Source organism: Kitasatospora purpeofusca (genome assembly GCF_036010405.1).
GTDB lineage: Bacteria > Actinomycetota > Actinomycetes > Streptomycetales > Streptomycetaceae > Kitasatospora > Kitasatospora purpeofusca.
This window is the reverse complement of the sequence record NZ_CP108561.1, coordinates 9,083,796-9,103,108: the sequence shown is the minus strand read 5'-3', so window position 1 is coordinate 9,103,108 and position 19,313 is coordinate 9,083,796. Positions and strand designations below refer to the sequence as shown.

The window sequence follows — 19,313 nt, the reverse complement described above, 5'->3', positions numbered from 1 at the left end:
GCCGGGGGCGGGACCAGGGGGGACGCCCCGGCCGCTCTCCCCCGGCCGGTCCGGGGCGTCCCAGGGACGGGAAGGCTCTGGTGGGACGGGTGGCGCGGCGCCGAGCATGGGCCGTGTCCGAGTCACGGACCGCAGACCCGGGGGCGTCCCGCCGGGGCGGCCCGTGACCGCTTTCCGAGATGGGGGAACCTTCCATGATCAAGAACGTGGTCCGGCGCGGAGCCGTCACCCTCGGCGCCGTCGCCGTCGCCGTCACCTCGCTCGCCGGCGTCGCGCACGCCGACCGGGGTGTCCCGTACGTCAAGCCCGGCCAGCACAGCTCCGCGGTCTCCTGCGTGCAGCAGGGCCTGCGCAACGCGGGGTACAACATCGAGGTCGACGGCCAGTACGGCAACGCGACCTACGCGGCACTGACCGACTTCCAGCACAACCGGGGCCTCTCGGCCGACGGCATCGTCGGCCCGAAGACCGGCGACGCCCTCTACTACGGCTACCTCAAGCCCTCGGGCAACCTGGTCCAGATCGAGTTCTGCCCCACGGTCATCCCCACCACCTACTGATCCCGCGGCCCGGACGACCCTTCCGGACGAACGCCCTGACGACCCGTCCGGGCGCCCCGCCCTGACGACCCGCCCGGACCGTCGGACCGCCGGAACCGTCCGTCCGCCGGATCCGGTCGGCCCCACCGCTGCCCTCGTGCCGTCACAGCAGGCGCGGGGGCAGCGGTGCTCCGCCGCGCCCGCGGACCTCCCGCCCCTCTCGCTCCCCCTCCGAAGGAACAGGTAGCCCTCGCCATGACCACCGACCCCACCCCCGCCCACCCCGGCCGCCGCCAGGTCCTCGCCGGCGCCTTCGCGCTCGGCACCGGCGCGCTGTTCTCCGGCGCGCTCACCTCCGGGACGGCGCACGCCGCCACCGGCCCGGCGATCGCCTCCACGGCCGCCTGGGGCGCCCGGCCCGCGTCCGGCGCGCTCAACATCCTGCCCGGCGCGCCGGACAAGGTGATCGTGCACCACACCGCGACCGCCAACGTCACCAACTACTCGCAGGCCGCCGCGTTCTCGCTGGCCAGGTCGATGCAGACCTACCAGATGGACAGCGAGGGCTGGATCGACACCGGCCAGCACTTCACCGTCAGCCGGGGCGCGTACATCACGGAGGGCCGGCACAACAGCCTGTCCACCCTGGCCGGCGGCACCCAGCACGTGGAGTCCGCCCACTGCACAGGGCAGAACACGGTGGCGATCGGCATCGAGAACGAGGGCACCTACAGCACCGTCGACCCGCGCAGCGAGCAGTACGCGGCGCTGGTCACCCTCATCACCCACATCTGCCGCCAGTACGGGCTGCGGGCCTACCAGATCTACGGGCACCGCGACTTCAACACCACCGAGTGCCCCGGCGACCGCCTGTACGCGCTGATTCCGCAGCTGCGCCGCGACGTCGCCGCCCAGATCGGCGGGGACCCGACCGGCCCGGTGTGGCCGGTGCTGAGCAGCGGCGCCTCGGGCGAGCGGGTGAAGACCCTGCAGTACCTGCTGGTGCAGCGGGGCGCCTCGCTGACCGTGGACGGTTCGTTCGGCCCCGCCACCCGCACCGCCGTCACGGCCTTCCAGAACACGGTGCACTCCTCGGCGGACGGCGTCGCGGGCAACCAGACGTGGAGCCAGGCGGTCGCGCCGCTGGCGCGCGGGGCCTCGGGCAGCGCGGTGACCGCCGTGCAGAGCCAGTTGGTCGCGCACGGCATCACGGTGGCGGTCGACGGTGCCTTCGGCCCCGGCACGCAGTCCGGGGTGGCGTCCTTCCAGAGCTCGGCCTCGCTGCCCGCCGACGGCGTGGTCGACACCCGGACCTGGAGCCGGCTGGTCGCCTGACGCCTGACACCCGGTGCCCGATGCCGTACGGCTCCGGCGCCGCCCCCGGTCCAGGTCACCGCGGGCGGCGCCGCTGTGCGTCGTACGGGGAGCGGCGCCGCGTCCGTCGCACAACGAATGAAGCCGCCTGCTTCGCAGGGCCCATGACGCCGCGTCCGTCACGAACGGTCGGCCCGGGCCGTCGCGGGACGTCCCCGGACCGCCGGGGACCGTGGTGGGACGCCGGTACCCGGGCCGAGAGTGGGCGGCACCGCCTGATCGTCCGACAGGCGCACCGGAAGGGATGACCGTGAAAAACATCGCAGCCCTGCGCGGCCTCGCCGCGGCCGTGCTCGCACTCGTCGCCTTCGCCCTGCTGCCCGCACAGGCGCAGGCCGTCGACTCGACCACCTGGATCCAGCGCAACCTGGTCGGGATCGGCTACCTGGCGAGCGGCGGCGTCGACGGCGACTACGGCCCGGCCACCACCGCCGCCGTCCGCGGCTTCCAGCGCGACAACGGGCTCGACGAGGACGGCGCGTACGGCCCCAGGACCGAACTCGCCCTCCACAACAAGGTCGCCGAGGTCCAGCGCGCGGCCGGCTCCGGCGCCGACGGGGCCTACGGCGCGGGGACGACCTCCTCCGTCGCCGCCTGGCAGCGGGCGCACGGGCTGGGCTCCGACGGCATCGCCGGCCCCGCGACCATGAACGCGATGGGGGTCGCCCGGACGGTGCGGATCACCGCGCAGTGGAAGTTCCCCGCCCTCGGCTGGAGCGTGAGCGGGCAGTTCGGCTGCCTGGAGCAGATCTACACCCACGAGAGCGGCTGGAAGGTCTACGCGACCAACCCCTCCTCCGGCGCGTACGGGATACCGCAGGCGCTGCCCGCCACCAAGATGGCGTCCGCCGGGTCCGACTGGCAGACCAACCCGGCCACCCAGCTCAGCTGGGGCCTGAACTACATCAAGTCGCGCTACGGGGACCCGTGCTCGGCGTGGAGCTTCTGGCAGTCCCACAACTGGTACTGATCGGCACGAGGGCAGGGCCCCACCCCGGGCCTTGGGTTCTAGGAGTCGTTGCAACACCCCAGCTCAGGGGATGCGATGGACTTCGAGATCCGCAAGGACCGGAAGCCTCAGGGGACCAGGAAACTGACCGCTGAGCGGGAGGCATACTTCCGGCTCATGCAGCAGGGCTACAGCAGTACGGAAGCCTGCCGGATCGTCGGCGTCAACGTCCGGACCGGCAAGAAGTGGCGTAATGGCCATCACTCGCCCGGTGGGCAGAGGAAGGCGGTACCTCCCATCCATGTGGAGGTGCCGCCTTCCGGTCCGTCCCGGTACCTGCGCGAGGCCGACCGCATCCACATAGCAGACCGGCTGCGGGAGAAGGTCGCCATCCGCAAGATCGCCGCCGAGCTCGGTCGCAGCCCCTCCACGATCAGCCGCGAGATCGCGCGCAACCGCCACCCGGTCAACGGCCAATACCGGCCGCACGCCGCACAGGCCCGGGCCGATGCCCGCCGGCCCCGACCCAAGCCCGGCAAGATCGGCCAGAACCCCGAACTGCGGGACTTCATTCAGCATCATCTGGGCAGGAAGTGGAGTCCGGAGCAGATCTGCCAGGCTCTGCGTGCACAGTTTCCCGATCGACCGGAGATGCACGTGGTCCACGAGACGGTCTACCAGGCCCTCTACGTCCAAGGCCGCGGCGAACTGCGCCGGGAACTGGCCGCCGCCCTGCGGACCGGACGCGCCCGGCGCAAGTCGCACCGCCAAGCGGCCTGCCGCCAGCCGCGGTTCGTCACCCCGATGGTCATGATCAGCGAGCGCCCCGCCGAGGTCGAGGACCGGGCGGTGCCCGGCCACTGGGAGGGCGACCTGATCATCGGCAAGGACGGCGGATCCGCGATCGGCACCCTGGTCGAGCGCGCGACCCGCTATGTGATGCTCCTGCACCTGGCCGAGGGCCGAACCGCCGAGCAGGTCCGCGACGCCCTGGTGACCATCGTCCAGACCCTGCCCGGCCACCTGGTGCGCTCGCTGACCTGGGACCAGGGCTCCGAGATGGCCGCCCACGGCTCGTTCACCCTGGCCACCGACATCCCGGTCTACTTCTGCGATCCCGCCAGTCCCTGGCAGCGCGGTTCGAACGAGAACACGAACGGCCTGCTGCGGCAGTACTTCCCCAAGGGCACCGACCTGTCCGCCCACAGCCCCGAACAGCTGGCCGCCGTCGCCGCCGAACTCAACGGCCGCCCACGCAAAACGCTCGGCTGGGAAACCCCAGCCGAGCGCCTGCATAAACTGCTCGCGGCCTAGATGTACTGACCACGGAGGTTGGTGACGGGGTTCACGGTGCGGTGATCTTGAAATGAGTGAGGGCCTTCTGGCCAGGTGTGGATTGCGACATCTACCCCAGCGCCAGAAAGGCCCTCATGCCACACCGTAACGCACCGCTGACCGAGACCGGACGCCTGCGCCTTGCCCGCTGCGTGGTCGAGGACGGCTGGCCGCTGCGGCGGGCCGCCGAGCGCTTCCAGGTCTCGCCCACCACGGCCAAGCGCTGGGCCGACCGCTACCGCGCTCTCGGCGAGGCCGGCATGGCGGACCGGTCCTCGCGCCCGCACCGCAGCCCCTGGCAGACCCCGACCCGCACCGAGCGGCGGATCATCAAGGTCCGCGTCCTCCGGCGCTGGGGACCCGCCCGCATCGCCTACCTGCTGCGGCTCAACCCGGCCACCGTGCACCGCGTCCTGACCCGCTACCGCCTCGCCCGCCTGGCCCACCTCGACCGCACCACCGGCCGCGTCATCCGACGCTACGAGCACTGCGCACCAGGCGAGTTGGTCCACGTCGACATCAAGAAGCTCGGCAACATCCCCGACGGCGGAGGCCACCAGGCCCTCGGACGCCAGGCAGGCCGCAAGAACCGCTCCGGAGCCGGCTACAGCTACCTCCACAACGCCGTCGACGACCACTCCCGCCTGGCCTACAGCGAGATCCTGCCCGACGAGCGCAAGGACACCGCCACGGCGTTCTGGGCCCGGGCGAACGCCTTCTTCGCCCGGGCCGGAATCACCGTCCAGCGCGTGCTGACCGACAACGGCTCCTGCTACAAGTCACACGCCTGGCGCGATGCCCTCGCCGCCGAGGGCATCGCGCACAAACGCACCCGCCCCTACCGGCCACAGACCAACGGCAAGGTCGAACGCTTCAACCGCACCCTGCTCGACGAATGGGCCTACGCCCAGCCCTACCGCAGCGAGCAGGAGCGCCGCGACGCCTACCCCGCCTGGCTGCACACCTACAATCACCACCGCGGACACACCGCACTCGCAGGCAAGCCACCCGCCAGCCGCGTTCCCAACCTCACGGGTCAGTACACCTAGACAACCGACCACGTGTTGCAACGACCCCTAGAAACCGCCGGGCGGGGTGGGGCCCTGCCTTTGTCGTACCCGCCTACACGCCGCCGCCGGGAAGGGTGCCGCGGCGCAGCTCCCGTCCCTGGGCGACGGACCGCGCCAGACCCGCCGTCAGGGCCAGTGCCAGCACGGTCAGCGACCACAGGGCCATCTGCCGGCGGTCCTGCGAGGCGGCGTCCCCCTCGCCGGGCACACCGGGGCGCCCGGCCGCGACCGGCGCGGCGGGCGCTGTGCGGCGGGCCTCCGCCAGGGTCCACAGCTCCAGCAGGCGCTGTTCGTCGGCCCGGCAGACGACGGCGATCCGCTCGACGGCGTCACGCGGCGGGAACTGCTTGCCGTTCACCCACCGCTCCCACGAGGACTTCGCGTAGTGGGTGTGCTCACTGATCCGGGCGTAGGTCAGACCGGACGCGGACTTCAGTGACCGGAGCTCCTCGGAGAGCCGGTCGGCGGGGTCCTTCGACGCGCCGCCGGACAGAAGAACGTGGTCCATCATGTGTTTCCCCCTGGTCGTTCCGTTGTGCGATCGAGGACGCGCGACGGAGCCGGGTGCCGTGCCGCGACTCCCGCCGGCCGGTCCCCACGGGCCGTACCGGTCTCCCGGCGGCCGAGCCCCCCGCCCCCGCGGTGCGCCCTCCCGCAGCACGGCCCACCCCGGGTCGCGTGCTACGGCTGGATCCACTGTCCGACATCCCCGGGACGAAGATCCACGATCTTGCGGATGTTGGGACGGGTACGACGTATGCCACCGCCCTGAGCTGCGGTTTGAGACACCGGGACCACCCAGGTTGAGACAACCCGGACCTCGGAGCGGCGCGGTGGGACGCCGTCGCCGCCCGCGCTGCGGAGCCGGCGCGCAGCACGCCTGACCAGGCGCGACGGCTCCGCCTCCGTCCCCGGCCGGCGCGCCCCCGAGGGAGGGCGTCCCAGGGACGCGAAACCTTCGCGGGACAGCCCCGGGGCTTCCTAGGCCGTGTCTCGTAATTGATCTTGGCGGGGATCATTGCTCCTCGGCTCGCAGCCACAGGATCAGTGAGGCGAGGACGACGCCCGCTCGGTAGCGGTTGGCCAGTTTGTCGAACCTGGTTGCCACTGCCCGGAACTGCTTCAGCTTGGCGAAGCACCGCTCGACCACGTTCCGCCCCTTGTAGGCGGCCTTGTCGAAGGCTGGTGGGCGCCCGCCGCGGCTTGCGCGGCGGGCGCGACCGGCGATCTGGTCCCGTCGTTCGGGGATGGTCGCCTTGATCCGTCGGCGCCGCAGCAGGGCGCGGATCTTCCGGGAGGAGTACGCCTTGTCGGCCACGACCCGGTCGGGCCTGGTCCTCGGCCGCCCGGCCCCGACACGTGGAACGCTGATCGCGTCGAGGACGGCGGGCAGCATCGTGCAGTCGGCCGTGTTGCCCGTGCTCAGCACGATCGACAGCGGCAGGCCCCGGCCGTCGACCGCCAGGTGGATTTTGGTGGTCAGCCCGCCCCGGGACCGGCCGAGCGCCTCGCGGCGCGCAACTGCTGCCGGATCATCCGATTCGTCCTCGGGTTGATCCCCTTTTTGCGGGCCCCAGCCGCGTGCTGGTGGGCCCTCGCGGCGGTGGAATCGATCGAGATGGTCCACTCCACGGTCCCCACCGCGTCGTTGCGGACCTGGACTTCTCGCAGGAGCGCGGCCCACGTGCCGTCCTTCTCCCACTGGGCGAAGCGCCGGTAGACGGTCTGCCACGGGCCGTACCGTTCGGGCAGATCACGCCAGGGGGCACCCGTGCGCAGTCGCCACAGCACACCGTTCACCACCTGGCGGTGATCCCGCCAAGGACGCCCAGCGCCGTCCCGCTGCGGCAGCAACGGCTCTATGCGAGACCACGCAGCGTCCGTTATCTCTCCTCGACCCACCACAAGATCAATTATGAGACACGCCCTAGTGTCGGCTGCCGACGGTCGTTGCGGCCGTCCTCACCCACGTCTCCCAGGAGTCCCGACATGCCCCTGTTCCCGCTCGTCAAGCGCGCCGCCGTCGTGACGGCCACCGCCGCCGTCGCCGTCACCGTCCTGGCGGGCACCGCCAGCGCGCGGCCCTCGGCCGGCGAGATCGCCTACGGCGACCGCGGCACCGGCGTCAAGTGCGTGCAGCTCGCGCTGAACGCCTCCCTGCACTCCGGCCTCCAGGCCGACGGCATCTGGGGCGCCCGTACCGAGAGCGCCGTGCGCCAGTTCCAGAAGGCCAACCACCTCGACGTGGACGGGGTGGTCGGCGTCCAGACCGGCTCCCAGCTGCTCGAGGTGATCGTCCACCACGAGCACGACTGGGGCAACACCTGCTGGGAGAACCTGCCGACCTGGTAGCCCGCCCGTTCCCGGGGCGGCCCGCCGACGGCGCCGCCCCGGCCCCTTCGTTCCCTCCTCCCCTTCATTCCCTCCTCCCCTCCCCTCGTCCTCTCAGCAGAAGTGAGGAACTTCCGTGAAGCGCTTCCCGGCCGCAGCGGCCGCGGTCTTCGCCGCCCTCCTGGCAGCCGTGCTGTCCGTCCCCGCCGCCCACGCCGCGAGCTGGCCCGTCGTCCGCAGCGGCGACCAGGGCGCCAAGGTGTCCATCGTCCAGTACCTGCTGAACGCCCGCGGCTACGCCACCGGCGCCGACGGCGCGTTCGGCCCCGCGACCGAGGCCAAGGTCAAGAGCTTCCAGAGCGCCAACGGCCTCAGCCCGGTGGACGGCGTCGTCGGCGGCGCCACCTGGCCGAAGCTGATCGTCACCGTCCGCCAGGGCGACAACGGCGACGCTGTCAAGGCGCTCCAGGTCCAGCTGAACGCCCGCGGCGCCAACCTCGCCGTGGACGGCGCCTTCGGGGTCGGCACCGACTCCTCGGTGCGCGGCTTCCAGCAGTCCGCGGGTCTGAGCCCGGTGGACGGCATCGTCGGCCCCGCCACCTGGTCCGCCCTGGTCTCCGGCGGCGGCAGCACCGGCGGCGGCAACGGCGGCGACCTGCTCAGCCAGTCCCAGGCGGCCTCGCTGCTCTCCTCCGCGGGCATCACCTGGTCCTCCTCCGGCAACTGCTCCAACCGCAACAGCAGCAGCTGCACCTCCTTCGACGGCCTGCGCCGCGCCTCGGCGGACGGCGCCGTCGCGCTCAAGCACGCCGTGGGCGGCTGCGGCCTGACCATCACCGGAGGCACCGAGACCGGCCACGCCGCCGGTACCTACAGCCACGCCAACGGCTACAAGCTGGACTTCGCGATGGCCGGCTGCCTCACCAGCCACATCACCGGCAACTTCGCCTACAGCGGTGTCCGCGGCGACGGCGCCACCCTCTACACCTCCTCCTCGGGCAACGTCTATGCCAACGAGGGCAGCCACTGGGACGTCACCTTCACGGGCTGACGGCCACCCGGCACGAGCACACAGCCCGAGGGGCACCGGACGCGTCCGGTGCCCCTCGGGGCCGTCCGTTCCACGGCCCCGGGGCGGGAACCGGAAGCGGAACCCGTGCTGCGCGTCAGCCCGCCAGCCAGTGCAGCTCGTGCGCCAGAGCCCCGGCGACGGCACGGACGCGGCGGTGCAGCGGCGACTGCTCGCGCGGGAGGACCAGATGGATCGTCAGGCCGGGCGCGCCCCGCAGCGGTCGCCAGGTGAGACCGGCCGGCTGCACCGCGGCCGAGGCTTCTCCGGCCGGGGCCAGGGTGACCCCGTCGCGCAGGTCGCGCTGCGACAGGTCGAAGGAGACCGCGGGCGTGCGGAACCGGGGGTGCGGTCGGGCGTCCCGGAACAGCGCGGACAGCTGATCGTGGACCACGGGGTTGGCCGCACGGTCCGGGAGCCGCAGCGGATACGCGGCCGCGTCGGCGATCTCGATCTCCGGGTGCTCGGCCAGCGGATGGTGCTCCGCCAGCTGGACCCCGACGCGCGCACGCCGCAGCAGGAACCGGCTCACGCCAGGGCCCGGTTGTTCACCGCGGGTGATCCCGGCATCGATGCGGCCGTCGGCGACCGCGAGGGAGATCTCCGGCGTCGCCATCGGGACCGCGCCGACCCGGAGTCCGCCGCTGCCGCGAACCAGCCTGTCCACCAGGGCCGGTGTCGTCCCTGCCCCGGTACTGAGGCTGTATCCGATGCGCAGCGTGCCCGGTCCACCGTTCGCCGCGCTCCGGGCGGCGTCCCAGGCCCGGTCCAGCGCCGCCAGCGCGGGCGGGGCGGACTCCGCCAGGGCCGCACCGGCCGCGGTCAGTACGACGCTGCGCGTGCTGCGGACCAGCAGGGCCGTGCCGAGCTCCGCCTCCAGCCGGCGCATCCGGGCGCTGAGCGCGGGCTGTGCGACACCGATCCGTGCGGCCGCGCGGGTGAAGTTCAACTCCTCCGCCAGCACCAGGAAGTAGCGCAGGCTCACCGTGTCCGGCGCCACGCCACCTCCCCGCCGATTGATAACGATCCGTTCTGACCCTATCCCGAACCGGTCTTTCCCTCGGCTGCCCATCGGGCCCTAACCTGCGCGTACGACGATTCCGTCGACCGCGGTACCCGTCGTCGGGATCGATCGGTTCGAGTATCGATTCAAGTGGCTGTTCAAGTGCCGATTCGACGTCGGCCGTGTTCGGCCGAATACCGGAGGTTTCCATGGCCAAGGGCTACTGGGTCAGTGTCTACCCCGCCGTTCCCGACCCTGCGGGACTGACTGCCTACGACGAGCTGGCCGGTCCGGCCGTCCGGGCCGGGGGCGGGCGGGTCCTGTCCAGCGGCGGGCGGGTCGTCGCCCACGAGGCCGGAATCACGCGACGCGCCGTTCTGATCGAGTTCGACAGCTTCGAACTGGCCGTCGCGGCCTACGAGAGCGAGGCGTACCAGCGGGCGATGGTGGCCCTCCCCGACGGCTTCGAGCGCGACTTCCGCATCGTCGAAGGCGTCGCCTGACCGACGGGTCCGACCGTCGCCGGACGTCGGACCGTGACCGGCCCCCGGGGTGGGGGCCTCCGTGGTCCCACCGGTCCTCCCTCAATCGACGCGGAAGCGCAGCGAGGGCGAGCCGTAGTAGTAGGGCGAGGTCGCGATCAGCGGGTCGTGGGCCTGCCGGTCGGCCCGTGCCCACTCCTTGAGGCCCAGGTGCATGCCGTCGCCCGTGAGGATCCCGGCCCGGCCGTCCCCGGTCCGGTTCAGGGTCCAGACCTGCAGGGCGTTCCCGTCGCAGACCGCCTGGCGGACGGGGGCGCCGTCGGCGGTGGTCCCGGTGTGGGTCAGGCAGAGCCCGGAGCGCGCGTTGCGCACCGATATCTGCCTGCTCCTCCCCGGTACGGGGATCAGGTCCCAGGACTGTGCGGGCCTTCCCGTGCAGGCGTTCCCGCCGGTGTGGGCGAGGTCCTTGTCGGGGTCGGCGCCGGGGTCGGCACCGGGGTTCGCCGGGGCGGAGGCGGCGGGGTTCTCGGGCGGCACCACCACGGCGGGCGCGGTGGTGGCACCGGCGGGCGCGGCGACGCCGTTGACGGTGACCGTGACCGTGGCGCTGTCCGCGTCCACCTCGCCGACGGTCACGGTCAACTTCGCGGCCGCGTCGTCGAGGGTGGTGACCGCGCCGTCGCGGTCACCCGAGGACGGCGAGAGCGGGTCGGCGCTCCGGTAGGAGTCGCCGGACACCCGGTAGGCGTAGACACCGTTCAGTCGGCCGTCCAGGGCTCCTTCCGGGCGGCGGTACTCCAGGACCAGCCGGTCGTGGCCCAGCGGCACCTCCAGGGCGCGTACGCCCTTCTGGCCGCCGTACAGGGGACGCAGGACGAAGGTGCCGGAGGCGGTCACCCGCTGGTGCTCCCCCGCCGCGAGCCATCCGGCGTGGACGAGCTGCGTGACCGACAGGCCGGGGCCGGCGCCGCCACCGCCCATGGGCGACTTCCGCCCCATCTCCGCAGGGCCGCCGCAGGCACCCAGGTCGCCGCCCGCGCAGACCCGGCGCGGCTGGTGGGGCAGACCGAGGTTGTGGCCGAACTCGTGGGCGACGGCCGCCAGTGTCGGACCGCCCTTGCCCGCCTTCAGCCAGCTGACCGGGCCGCCGACCTGCGCCAGCCCGGCCCAGGCGCAGGGCACCCGGGGCAGGACGATGGACAGGCTGTCGTAGTCCTTGCCCTTCGTCAGGCCCCGCTGCGGCAGCTGGCGTTCGATCTCCTGCCGGGCCGCGCGCGGGTCGCAGTTCGCGCGCCACGGCAGCGTCAGCGGCCCGAGGACCTTGTCCGGGACGGCGGGCACGTAGCTGAGGCGGCCCCGGGAGACGGCGCGGTAGTAGCTCTGCAACGAGCCCTCCGCCCCGAAGTACCGCTGCGCGATCCCCGCCCGGTCCGTTCCGGCGTCGGCATGGTGCTGGTCCTCGAAGTCCGCCAGGACCACCAGGACCACCAGGACACGGTTGCTGCGGGTCTCGTCCGCCGCGGCCGGTACGGCGCCCGTCCCGGCGACGGCTGCCAATACGGCGAAGGACGCTGCCCCGGCCACGGCCCGGGCGATGTTGAACTGCATGCTGCTCTGCACTCCTGCGTCGAAGAAATGTGGCGCGGGTGGGACGGCGGTACGCCGACCCCCTCCCGCGCCGTGACGCATTCGTTATCCACCGGACAGCGCCACCACCGCCGCGACGATGCTCACCGACGGGCGGATCATCGCGGGAGCGAGCCTGGACGGGGGCGCGGCGGGCCCGGTGGTGGACGCCGATGTCGCCTCCGGAGCGGTCAAATTCCGGTGCGTCACGTCCGGATGGGTCTCAGACTGCGGGCATGGATGAAACCACCGATCCCGCGGCCATCACGCCTGCGGAGCAGTCGAGTCGGCTACTGGGGTATCCACCTGGTGCGCGGCTGCTGATCGTCAACTGCGACGACTTCGGGATGTATCCGGCGATCAACGCGGCGGTGATCGAGTCGATCGAAGAGGGCATCGCGAGTTCATGCAGCCTGATGGTCCCGTGCCCCGCAGCGCCGCAGGCCTTGGAGATGCTCGGCCGACGCCCTCGGATCCCGTTCGGGATCCACCTCACCCTGGTGTGCGAGATGCCCGACATCCCGTGGGGGCCGCTGACCGCCAAGGAGCGAGTTCCTTCACTGCTGGACCCGGCGGGCGGATTGTTCCCACCGTCGCCCGCCGGACGGGCGGCCTTGCTCGGCCAGGCTCGGCCCGACGAGATCGAACTCGAGTTCCGCGCCCAGATCAACGCCGTCGCCGACGCCGGACTCGCACCGACCCATCTGGACTTCCATTGTCTGGCCGACGGCGGCCGCGACGACATCCTCGACCTGACCATTGTGCTGGCCGCGGAGTACGGCCTCGCAGTCCGGGTCTGGCTCGATCCCGGGCGCCGGACGATGCGCGAACGCGGGCTGCCGGTCACCGACAACGACTTCCTGGACAGCTTCTCCCTGGGCCTCGAAGGGAAGGCCGAACGATACGCTCGGATGCTGCGCGACCTGCCAGCGGGACTCAATGAATGGGCGGTGCACCCCAGTCTGGGTGACAAGGAGTCGCAGGCCGTTGACGGTGGCTGGCCCGTGCGCCGGACAGACTACGAGTTCCTGACTTCGCAACAGGCCCGTGACGTTCTCCAGCAGGAGGACATAGCCGTCATCGACTATCGAACGGTCCAGCAAGTCTGGTCCCGGGGCACGAGCTTCGGATGAGCGGTCCGGCCCGTCACCCGTGCGGGTGCGGGTGCGGGCCGCGCCTATCGGGGTGCTGAGGTCAGCCGACCTCGGCGGGTGCTTCGGCCCGGGCCCGGGTGCCGGCGAGCCGGCGCAGCCGCCAGCAGGCCGGCCGCTCGCCGTTCAAGATTCGATGGATCCGACCCAGGAGAACGCCGAGGTCGGCGGCCTGGCCACTCGGGAGGGCCCTACCCAGCGGTCGCGAACCAGTGGAAGCGGATCAAGAACGACGGCCTCGTCGAGGTCCCCGAGGGCATGGTCGTCCACGGCCTCCGCCACTTCTTCGCCTCGAACCGCCTCAGCCACAACCTGCCCGTCCACACGAAATAGACAGTTCGGCTGCTCGACCTTCGTCCCCATCACGTTGACGAGTGGATCGCCGCCCAGCTGGAGGCCGGGCGCGGCCGCGTCCACGCTGCGCAGCGCGCTGAACGACGCCGTCTCCTCCTGGCGGCTGCGCTACAACCCGGCCAAGCACTCCGTCCCACCAAAGCCCCGCGCCGCCGTCGACAACAACGGCCTGGCCTTCGGCCGACCCGGGACCGGGACCGGCCGAGCCCGAATCAGCCTCTCCCCCGGAGAACGGGAATTTCGGGGCCACGCCGCCCGACGCCTATTATCGCTTCCTGGGCCTGTGGACCTGATCCCCGGCTCACCAGGTACGGAGAGGCGTCACCCGGCCTGCTGCCGATACGTACCCGAGGAAACACGTGAGCACCGTACAGTCGATCCCCGTCCCGCAGGTCCTTCGTGAGGCCGGCCGCCGACGGACCTTCGCCGTGATCAGCCATCCGGACGCGGGCAAGTCCACGCTCACCGAGGCGCTGGCGCTGCACGCGCGGGCGATCACTTCCGCCGGTGCGGTGCACGCCAAGGGCGACCGACGCGGCGTGACCAGCGACTGGATGGAACTGGAACGCGAGCGCGGTATCTCGGTGACCTCGGCCGCGTTGCAGTTCGGCTATCGCGGCCACGTGATGAACCTGGTCGACACCCCCGGCCACGCCGACTTCTCCGAGGACACCTACCGGGTGCTGGCCGCCGTCGACTGCGCGATCATGCTGGTCGACGCGGCCAAGGGCCTGGAGGAGCAGACCCGCAAGCTGTTCGCGGTCTGCCGCCATCGCGGTGTCCCCGTGATCACCTTCATCAACAAGTGGGACCGGCGCGGCCAGGACGCGCTCACCCTGCTCGAGGACATCGAGACGCACCTCGGGATCACCCCCGTCCCGGTCGTCTGGCCGGTGGGCGGCGCGGGCAACCTGCGCGGCCTGGTCGAAGCGGGGAACACCGAGCAGATGCTGCGCTACACCAAGGTGCCGGCCGGCACGCACGCCGCCCTCGAGGAGCAGCTCACCTCCGAGAAGGCCGCCGAGCAGGAGGGCGAAGCCTGGACGACCGCGCTGGAGGAGCTGGAGCTGGTGCTCTCGTCCGGCCCCGGCTACGACCAGGAGGCCTTCGAGGCCGGCAGGATCAGCCCGGTCTTCTTCGGCGCCGCGCTGACCAACATAGGTGTGAAGCTCCTGCTGGACGCCGTGGTCGACCTCGCTCCGGCTCCCGGGCCCCGCCAGCTGGCCAAGGGCGGCAGCCGCGAGGTCGGCGAGGAGTTCTCCGGCCTGGTGTTCAAGATCCAGGCGAACATGGACCCGGCCCATCGCGACCGGATCGCCTTCGTCCGAGTCTGCTCCGGCGTCTTCGAGCGCGGCATGCACGTCACCCGGGCCGCCAGCGGCCGCTCGTTCGCAACCAAGTACGCGCACACCGTCTTCGGCGCCGAGCGCACCGTGGTCGACACCGCGTACCCCGGCGATGTGGTCGGCCTGATCAACGCGAGCGCGCTGCGGGTCGGCGACACCCTCTTCACCGGCAGGAAGGCCGAGTTCCCCCCGCTGCCCGCCTTCGCCCCCGAGTACTTCGCGGTGGCACGGCCCAAGGACATCAGCCGGTCCAAGCAGTTCCGCAAGGGCGTCGCCCAACTCGACGAGGAAGGCGTGATCCAGGTGCTGGTCTCCGACCGGCGTGGCGACCAGGCGCCGGTCATGGCCGCGGTCGGCCCGATGCAGTTCGATGTGATCCTGCACCGGATGGAGCACGAGTTCTCTTCCCCGATCGCCCTCGACCAGCTCTCCTACCGCGTGGCCCGGATCACTGACGCCGACGGCGCCGCCGCCCTGGCCAAAGCCCGCCTGATCAGCGGCGAGGTGCTCACCCGCCGCTCGGACGGCGTGCTGCTGGCCCTGTTCGCCGACAAGTGGCAGCTGAACGCCTTCCAGCGCACCCACCCCGACATCCTGCTCCAGCCGCTGATCGCCACGGCGGACTGATCGCCGACCTCTCGGCCCGGCGGCCGCCGTCGACGAGCTGCTGCTCGGCCTGCTCGGGCAGCAGGCCGACCGGCAGCAGTCGATCGGCGAGCCGGGCCGCGCTCACCGCGGCAACCGAAGGCCGACCGCTACCCGGCCGGGCCACCGACACCGGCCGGACCGAGGGCGTCGGGTGGCGCCAGGGCCGCCCCGCGTTGCTCGAGGCCGTCCGACGCCACCACCACGCTCACCCGCTCGCCGCCGCCGTCGGGCCCGGCGGTGAGCCGGAGTTCCCGGCCACCCGCAACGGGCGCTCCAGGGGCGCGGTCGTCCCGGAGGGCCGCGCGGTCAGCGCCGGCGGCCGCCGATGCGGCGGTCGTCGGCCAACGCGGTCAGCGGGCCGTACTCGCAGGCAAGCTCGTTCCACGTAAGAACCTCGCCGCAGCGGGCCGGGAAATCCTTCGGGTCGAACTCGGGCATGGTCCAGGTGCCGGTGCCCCGGTCCCGCAGCCACAGGTCCCCGTCACCGTCGACCACGGTCGGCGGGACCGGTACGGGCTCGGCCTGCTCGGTGGGCTCCCAGGTGACCCGGCCCGGGTGGGAAACGCGGCGCAGCTCCGTGGTGGCCAGCCGCGCGGCCAAGTCACGGGTGGACTCCTCGGTGTCCCTGACCGACGCGAGTCGGAACGCGTCGTCGAGTACGGGCAGGGCTGGATTCTTGCTGCGCTTTGAACTCATACGCTGACTTACCTCCGGTGAGGGGCGTCACATCCGTTGTGGCACCCCGTAGAGGAACACGGTATCCGAGGCGGGAGCCAGGCCGGCTACGCCCTTTCAAAGCACCTCTTCCTCCGACCCTCACCGCGACGGTCTTCAGCCGACGCAGCAGGAAGCGGTTTGGAGCACCCCGGTGGAGCAGATCTCCGCGACGGGCAGCCAGTGGTACTTCCATGACCAGCTGGGGTCGACCCGCGCGCTGACCGACACCGCCGGAGCCGTCGTCGGCAGCTTCGCCTACACCCCGTACGGGGCACCGGCCGGCCAGACCGGCACCGTCTCCACGCCGTCCGGACCGCGCAGGACCCAGTGGTCGACGGCCTCCAGGACCGCGCGGTCGTTGCGCAGTTCCCGCCGCCGCCCGGACCGGTACGTCCCGGGCGTTTGGTGGACGGCGGAGACGTACTCGTGCACAACGCGGGTGCCAGGCCCCGGTGCGGCCCGCAGCCGCTCCATCACTGAGCGGTGCAGCGCGGGCGTCCACAGCCGGGCGACGTCGGCCGGGGTCTCGGCCTCCGCGTCGAACAACGCCTCGACGCAGCGCTCCGGCCGGCCGCGACTCCGCGCCGAAGACTGTCGAACACCGTGCCCCGCGCCGCGTCGGCGCCGATCCCGAACCAGCCCTGCCGAACGACCCGCTGCCGAAGGCGTCGCCGGCCAGGGTGGCGGACGACCTCGGCCCCCGCGAACCGCGAGCGGCCCCGTGCGGGCCGCTCGAACCGCAGCCCACCGCTGATTGCCGGCCCGTCCACCAGAATCCCCGGGCCCCGGGCCAGCGCCGCACGGCTCTGTCCCCACACCACGCCAATCGAACTCGCCGACGGTAGCTGACCTGGAACCGTTCGACATCTGCCCTTGGCAACTACGTACGAGACCTTTGAGCGCAGGCACTCACCGACGGACGAACTCTTCGACTCCGCCGAGTGCTGCCTCCCAGGGATAGGTCACCGGATCCTCCTGACCGGGGGCGTTCGGAACGAACCCGCCTTCGCCGAGCAGCACCCGGACACCGGCCTCGCGCAGGGTGGCGACACTGCGGGGGAAGCTCGTCCTGGAGCCAGCTCGCCGCGGTCGGGGTGAGCCCGAGTACGACCTCCCATCCCCTGAACTGGGCCTGGCGCACGACCTGCGCCAGGCCCAGGACCGGCGGGGCGGCGGAGCCGAAGAGGTACGGGACCGGGCGCGTGGTGGACATGGCAGTCATCGAACCCCGTGGGGACGGTCGGCGGCAAACCGTGCCGAATTCGATGATGCACCCGACTACTTGGCGCTACCGTCGGATCACCGGGCCGAAACTCCTCAAGCGACGCGCCATGACCGACTTCACGCCTGACACCGTGGGCAAGCGGATCAAGCAGACCCGCAAGCTCCGACACATGACTCAGACCGAACTCGCCCTGAAGGCAAAGATCTCGGCGTCCCACATGGCCCAGATCGAGCAGGGCAAGCGGCAGGCCGGCCCGGCTGTTCTCGCCTCCATCGCCAGGGCGTTGTCCGTCCCCCGGCCTGCAGCGCGCGCCCCTCGGGGCGCCGCGCGTCGCTTCTGCCACGACGACGCAGGCTTTCGGAGCAGCAAGACGAGCGTGGTGCAGTCCGAAACACGGCGGAGTCGGCTCGGTCAAGCGGTTGCCGACCAGGCAAAATCCGTCACTGACGATCAGTCAGAAAAGTCAGCAAAAGGTCAGCATCGATACGAGCAGACCTCGCGAAACGCGCGTAAACGTGAGAGTCGACGCGCCCCGTGCCTTGCCCCCCGAGGAGGCAGGCACGGGAAGCGGAACTCGTCCTACGACGGCCCTACCGATGCCCTTCCGGTGCCGGAACAGTCCAGTCGACAGTGACCGGAACAGAAGCTTCATCCAAAGCATCTTCGCAGGTCAGCGGACCCTTCCGCGCGCCTTCAGGGGGATGTCGGGGAGGGCCGGGGCGTGGAGGCGGGCCCCGTCGTAGCCGTGGACCTCGCCGAAGCGGGTGCCGGACTCCCAGTCGTTGCGCGCCTGGAGGATCTCGTCACCGGATCGGCCGATGAAGTTCCACCACATGACGATCTTCTCCTCGAAGGGCTCGCCGCCGAGCAGGAGGAGGGTGGCGTCGGTGTCGGCGTGGAGGGGGAGGGTGCGGCAGCCGGTGCCGAGGTAGAGCATGGCGCCCGGGTCGAGGGGGACGCCGTCGACGGTGGTGCGGCCGGACATGGTGAGGACGGCGTACTCGAAGTCGGGGTCCAGGGGGAGCTGGAGGTCGGTGGCGGCGGCGAGGGTGAGGTCGGCGCCGACGAGGGGGGTGTGGGTGGTGCCCGGGGAGGTGGCGCCGTCGAGGGTGCCGAGGATGACGGTGGCGTGCAGGCCGGGGGCGGTGACGGTGGGCAGGTCGGCGTGGTGTTCGAAGGCGGGTTCGCGGTGGCGGTGGGCGTCGGGGAGGGCGACCCACAGTTGGGCGCCGTGCAGGAGGGGGGCGTGCGGGCGGGGGGACTCCTCGGAGTGGGAGATCGCCCGGCCGGAGGTCATCAGGCCCAGTTCGCGGGGGCGCACGGTCCGCAGGCTGCCGAGGCTGTCGCGGTGCAGGACCTCGCCCGCGTGCAGCCAGCTCACGGTCTGCAGGCCCATGTGGGGGTGCGGGGGCACCTGCATGCCCGGCTCGTCCGCGATGTCGTCCGGACCGTAGTGGTCGACGAACGCCCAGGCGCCGACCATCCGCCGCCCCAGGTTGGGGAGCAGCCGACGGACGATCGTGCTGCCGCCGAGGGCGGCCTCGCGCGGGGCGAGGAGTTCGTGGACGGGGCCGCCCGGGGTCTCGGCGCGGCCGCCGCGGAGGGAGGGGTCGGGGACGGCGGCGTCAGGCATGGTGGGCTCCGTTGGCGGCGCGCGGGGCGGCGGGGACGATGGGGGTGCCGAGGGAGACGGCCCGGGTGACGGGCGTCCGGTCGGCGATGTCGAGCAGGCGGGCGCGCTGGGCCTCGTCGAGGTCGCCGACCAGGTCGATCCGGCGGGTGATGCGGACGGCCTTCTCGGGGCCCTTCTCGTAGCCGAGGTGGACGCGCACGGTGGTCAGCGGCCACTGCTTGCGCTGGGCGTACATCCGCAGGGTGATCGCGGTGCAGGAGCCGAGGGCGGAGAGCAGCAGGCCGACCGGGGTGGTGGCGGTGTCGGCGCCGCCGGCCGATTCGGGCTCGTCGGCGGAGAGCCGGTGGCGGCCTGAGCGGATGTCGACGCGGTAGTCGTCGCCGGTGCTGGTCGCGACGGCGGCGGCGGAACGGACGAAGACGGCTTCGGCGTCCACAGCTTCGGCGTTCACGGCTTCGGTG

At 72.0% G+C, this 19,313-nt stretch carries 20 protein-coding genes and 1 pseudogene; 12 read left to right on the top strand and 9 right to left on the bottom strand.

Annotation, left to right across the window (positions count from 1 at the left end; all coding sequences use genetic code 11):
* The first annotated feature begins 194 nt into the window (after positions 1-194).
* The 5 genes from OG715_RS39630 to OG715_RS39610 all read left to right on the top strand — a co-directional run bounded on the left by OG715_RS39630 (position 195) and on the right by OG715_RS39610 (position 5,246).
* A complete protein-coding gene (locus OG715_RS39630) occupies positions 195-560 on the top strand; it encodes a peptidoglycan-binding domain-containing protein (RefSeq protein WP_266272370.1) in 366 nt (121 codons plus the stop codon).
* Positions 561-794: 234 nt separating this feature from the next.
* A complete protein-coding gene (locus OG715_RS39625; protein WP_266272371.1) occupies positions 795-1,874 on the top strand; it encodes a peptidoglycan recognition protein family protein in 1,080 nt (359 codons plus the stop codon).
* 289 nt (positions 1,875-2,163) lie between these two features.
* Positions 2,164-2,883, top strand: coding sequence for an aggregation-promoting factor C-terminal-like domain-containing protein (locus OG715_RS39620; RefSeq protein ID WP_266272373.1), 720 nt, complete (start codon positions 2,164-2,166; stop codon positions 2,881-2,883).
* Positions 2,884-2,958: 75 nt separating this feature from the next.
* Complete coding sequence (locus OG715_RS39615) at positions 2,959-4,176, top strand: IS30 family transposase (RefSeq protein WP_266271214.1); 1,218 nt, start codon at positions 2,959-2,961, stop codon at positions 4,174-4,176.
* A gap of 116 nt (positions 4,177-4,292) precedes the next feature.
* Positions 4,293-5,246, top strand: a complete 954-nt coding sequence (locus tag OG715_RS39610) for an IS481 family transposase (RefSeq protein WP_266272374.1) — start codon at positions 4,293-4,295, stop codon at positions 5,244-5,246.
* 73 nt (positions 5,247-5,319) lie between these two features.
* Here OG715_RS39610 and OG715_RS39605 read toward each other — a convergent pair whose 3' ends face one another.
* Entirely contained in the window at positions 5,320-5,775 is a 456-nt protein-coding gene (locus OG715_RS39605; RefSeq protein WP_266272375.1) for a helix-turn-helix domain-containing protein, read from the bottom strand.
* Positions 5,776-6,282: 507 nt separating this feature from the next.
* A protein-coding gene (locus OG715_RS39600) for an IS5 family transposase (protein ID WP_407660941.1) occupies positions 6,283-7,169 on the bottom strand; the annotation gives its coding sequence in 2 pieces (ribosomal slippage) (positions 6,283-6,815 and positions 6,815-7,169; 888 coding nt in all).
* An 87-nt stretch (positions 7,170-7,256) separates the two neighbouring features.
* Here OG715_RS39600 and OG715_RS39595 point away from each other — a divergent pair.
* From OG715_RS39595 to OG715_RS39585, 3 genes and pseudogenes are all read left to right on the top strand, one after another.
* Positions 7,257-7,619 carry a peptidoglycan-binding domain-containing protein gene (locus OG715_RS39595; protein WP_266272376.1) on the top strand — a complete coding sequence of 121 codons (363 nt, stop codon included), beginning with the start codon at positions 7,257-7,259 and terminating at the stop codon, positions 7,617-7,619.
* Between the two features lie 115 nt (positions 7,620-7,734).
* A pseudogene (locus OG715_RS39590) lies at positions 7,735-8,001 on the top strand (peptidoglycan-binding domain-containing protein); the annotation flags it as partial.
* 99 nt (positions 8,002-8,100) lie between these two features.
* A complete protein-coding gene (locus OG715_RS39585; RefSeq protein ID WP_407661157.1) occupies positions 8,101-8,649 on the top strand; it encodes a peptidoglycan-binding domain-containing protein in 549 nt (182 codons plus the stop codon).
* A gap of 115 nt (positions 8,650-8,764) precedes the next feature.
* Here OG715_RS39585 and OG715_RS39580 read toward each other — a convergent pair whose 3' ends face one another.
* On the bottom strand, positions 8,765-9,667 hold the full coding sequence (locus OG715_RS39580) for a LysR family transcriptional regulator (RefSeq protein ID WP_266272377.1): 903 nt from the start codon (positions 9,665-9,667) through the stop codon (positions 8,765-8,767).
* A gap of 212 nt (positions 9,668-9,879) precedes the next feature.
* Between OG715_RS39580 and OG715_RS39575 the strand changes: the two genes are divergently transcribed.
* Positions 9,880-10,173, top strand: a complete 294-nt coding sequence (locus OG715_RS39575; protein WP_266272378.1) for a DUF1330 domain-containing protein — start codon at positions 9,880-9,882, stop codon at positions 10,171-10,173.
* An 81-nt stretch (positions 10,174-10,254) separates the two neighbouring features.
* Here the strand turns inward: OG715_RS39575 and OG715_RS39570 are convergent, their stop codons facing one another.
* Positions 10,255-11,760: an RICIN domain-containing protein gene (locus OG715_RS39570; protein WP_266272379.1), complete on the bottom strand. Its 1,506-nt coding sequence runs from the start codon at positions 11,758-11,760 to the stop codon at positions 10,255-10,257.
* A 254-nt stretch (positions 11,761-12,014) separates the two neighbouring features.
* Here OG715_RS39570 and OG715_RS39565 point away from each other — a divergent pair, with 254 nt between their 5' ends.
* Entirely contained in the window at positions 12,015-12,911 is an 897-nt protein-coding gene (locus OG715_RS39565) for a polysaccharide deacetylase family protein (RefSeq protein WP_266272380.1), read from the top strand.
* A gap of 144 nt (positions 12,912-13,055) precedes the next feature.
* Here the strand turns inward: OG715_RS39565 and OG715_RS39560 are convergent, their stop codons facing one another.
* A complete protein-coding gene (locus tag OG715_RS39560; protein WP_266272381.1) occupies positions 13,056-13,346 on the bottom strand; it encodes a hypothetical protein in 291 nt (96 codons plus the stop codon).
* Positions 13,347-13,642: 296 nt separating this feature from the next.
* Between OG715_RS39560 and OG715_RS39555 the strand changes: the two genes are divergently transcribed.
* Positions 13,643-15,256: a peptide chain release factor 3 gene (locus OG715_RS39555; RefSeq protein ID WP_266272382.1), complete on the top strand. Its 1,614-nt coding sequence runs from the start codon at positions 13,643-13,645 to the stop codon at positions 15,254-15,256.
* 327 nt (positions 15,257-15,583) lie between these two features.
* On the opposite strand, the gene OG715_RS39550 is transcribed toward OG715_RS39555, so the two are convergent.
* Together OG715_RS39550 and OG715_RS39545 are read right to left on the bottom strand one after the other, a co-directional pair.
* Positions 15,584-15,973, bottom strand: coding sequence for a hypothetical protein (locus tag OG715_RS39550; protein ID WP_266272384.1), 390 nt, complete (start codon positions 15,971-15,973; stop codon positions 15,584-15,586).
* A gap of 276 nt (positions 15,974-16,249) precedes the next feature.
* Positions 16,250-16,540 (bottom strand): hypothetical protein, encoded by a 291-nt coding sequence (locus OG715_RS39545; RefSeq protein WP_266272385.1) that lies wholly within the window; start codon positions 16,538-16,540, stop codon positions 16,250-16,252.
* A gap of 665 nt (positions 16,541-17,205) precedes the next feature.
* On the opposite strand from OG715_RS39545, the gene OG715_RS39535 reads away from it, so the two are divergent.
* Entirely contained in the window at positions 17,206-17,853 is a 648-nt protein-coding gene (locus tag OG715_RS39535; RefSeq protein WP_266272386.1) for a helix-turn-helix domain-containing protein, read from the top strand.
* Positions 17,854-17,889: 36 nt separating this feature from the next.
* Here OG715_RS39535 and OG715_RS39530 read toward each other — a convergent pair whose 3' ends face one another.
* Positions 17,890-18,852 carry a pirin family protein gene (locus OG715_RS39530; RefSeq protein ID WP_266272387.1) on the bottom strand — a complete coding sequence of 321 codons (963 nt, stop codon included), beginning with the start codon at positions 18,850-18,852 and terminating at the stop codon, positions 17,890-17,892.
* Entirely contained in the window at positions 18,845-19,303 is a 459-nt protein-coding gene (locus OG715_RS39525) for an OsmC family protein (RefSeq protein ID WP_266272388.1), read from the bottom strand. Before OG715_RS39525 ends, OG715_RS39530 begins: the two co-directional genes overlap by 8 nt.
* Positions 19,304-19,313: the final 10 nt, after the last annotated feature.

What these genes read in the sequence shown, in the direction of transcription:
- OG715_RS39630 (WP_266272370.1), top strand. Translation starts at nt 195, where the DNA reads ATGATCAAGAACGTGGTCCGGCGCGGAGCCGTCACCCTCGGCGCCGTC.
- OG715_RS39625 (WP_266272371.1), top strand. Translation starts at nt 795, where the DNA reads ATGACCACCGACCCCACCCCCGCCCACCCCGGCCGCCGCCAGGTCCTC.
- OG715_RS39615 (WP_266271214.1), top strand. Translation starts at nt 2,959, where the DNA reads ATGGACTTCGAGATCCGCAAGGACCGGAAGCCTCAGGGGACCAGGAAA.
- OG715_RS39610 (WP_266272374.1), top strand. Translation starts at nt 4,293, where the DNA reads ATGCCACACCGTAACGCACCGCTGACCGAGACCGGACGCCTGCGCCTT.
- OG715_RS39605 (WP_266272375.1), bottom strand. Translation starts at nt 5,775, where the DNA reads ATGGACCACGTTCTTCTGTCCGGCGGCGCGTCGAAGGACCCCGCCGAC.
- OG715_RS39595 (WP_266272376.1), top strand. Translation starts at nt 7,257, where the DNA reads ATGCCCCTGTTCCCGCTCGTCAAGCGCGCCGCCGTCGTGACGGCCACC.
- OG715_RS39575 (WP_266272378.1), top strand. Translation starts at nt 9,880, where the DNA reads ATGGCCAAGGGCTACTGGGTCAGTGTCTACCCCGCCGTTCCCGACCCT.
- OG715_RS39570 (WP_266272379.1), bottom strand. Translation starts at nt 11,760, where the DNA reads ATGCAGTTCAACATCGCCCGGGCCGTGGCCGGGGCAGCGTCCTTCGCC.
- OG715_RS39565 (WP_266272380.1), top strand. Translation starts at nt 12,015, where the DNA reads ATGGATGAAACCACCGATCCCGCGGCCATCACGCCTGCGGAGCAGTCG.
- OG715_RS39550 (WP_266272384.1), bottom strand. Translation starts at nt 15,973, where the DNA reads ATGAGTTCAAAGCGCAGCAAGAATCCAGCCCTGCCCGTACTCGACGAC.
- OG715_RS39535 (WP_266272386.1), top strand. Translation starts at nt 17,206, where the DNA reads ATGGCAGTCATCGAACCCCGTGGGGACGGTCGGCGGCAAACCGTGCCG.
- OG715_RS39530 (WP_266272387.1), bottom strand. Translation starts at nt 18,852, where the DNA reads ATGCCTGACGCCGCCGTCCCCGACCCCTCCCTCCGCGGCGGCCGCGCC.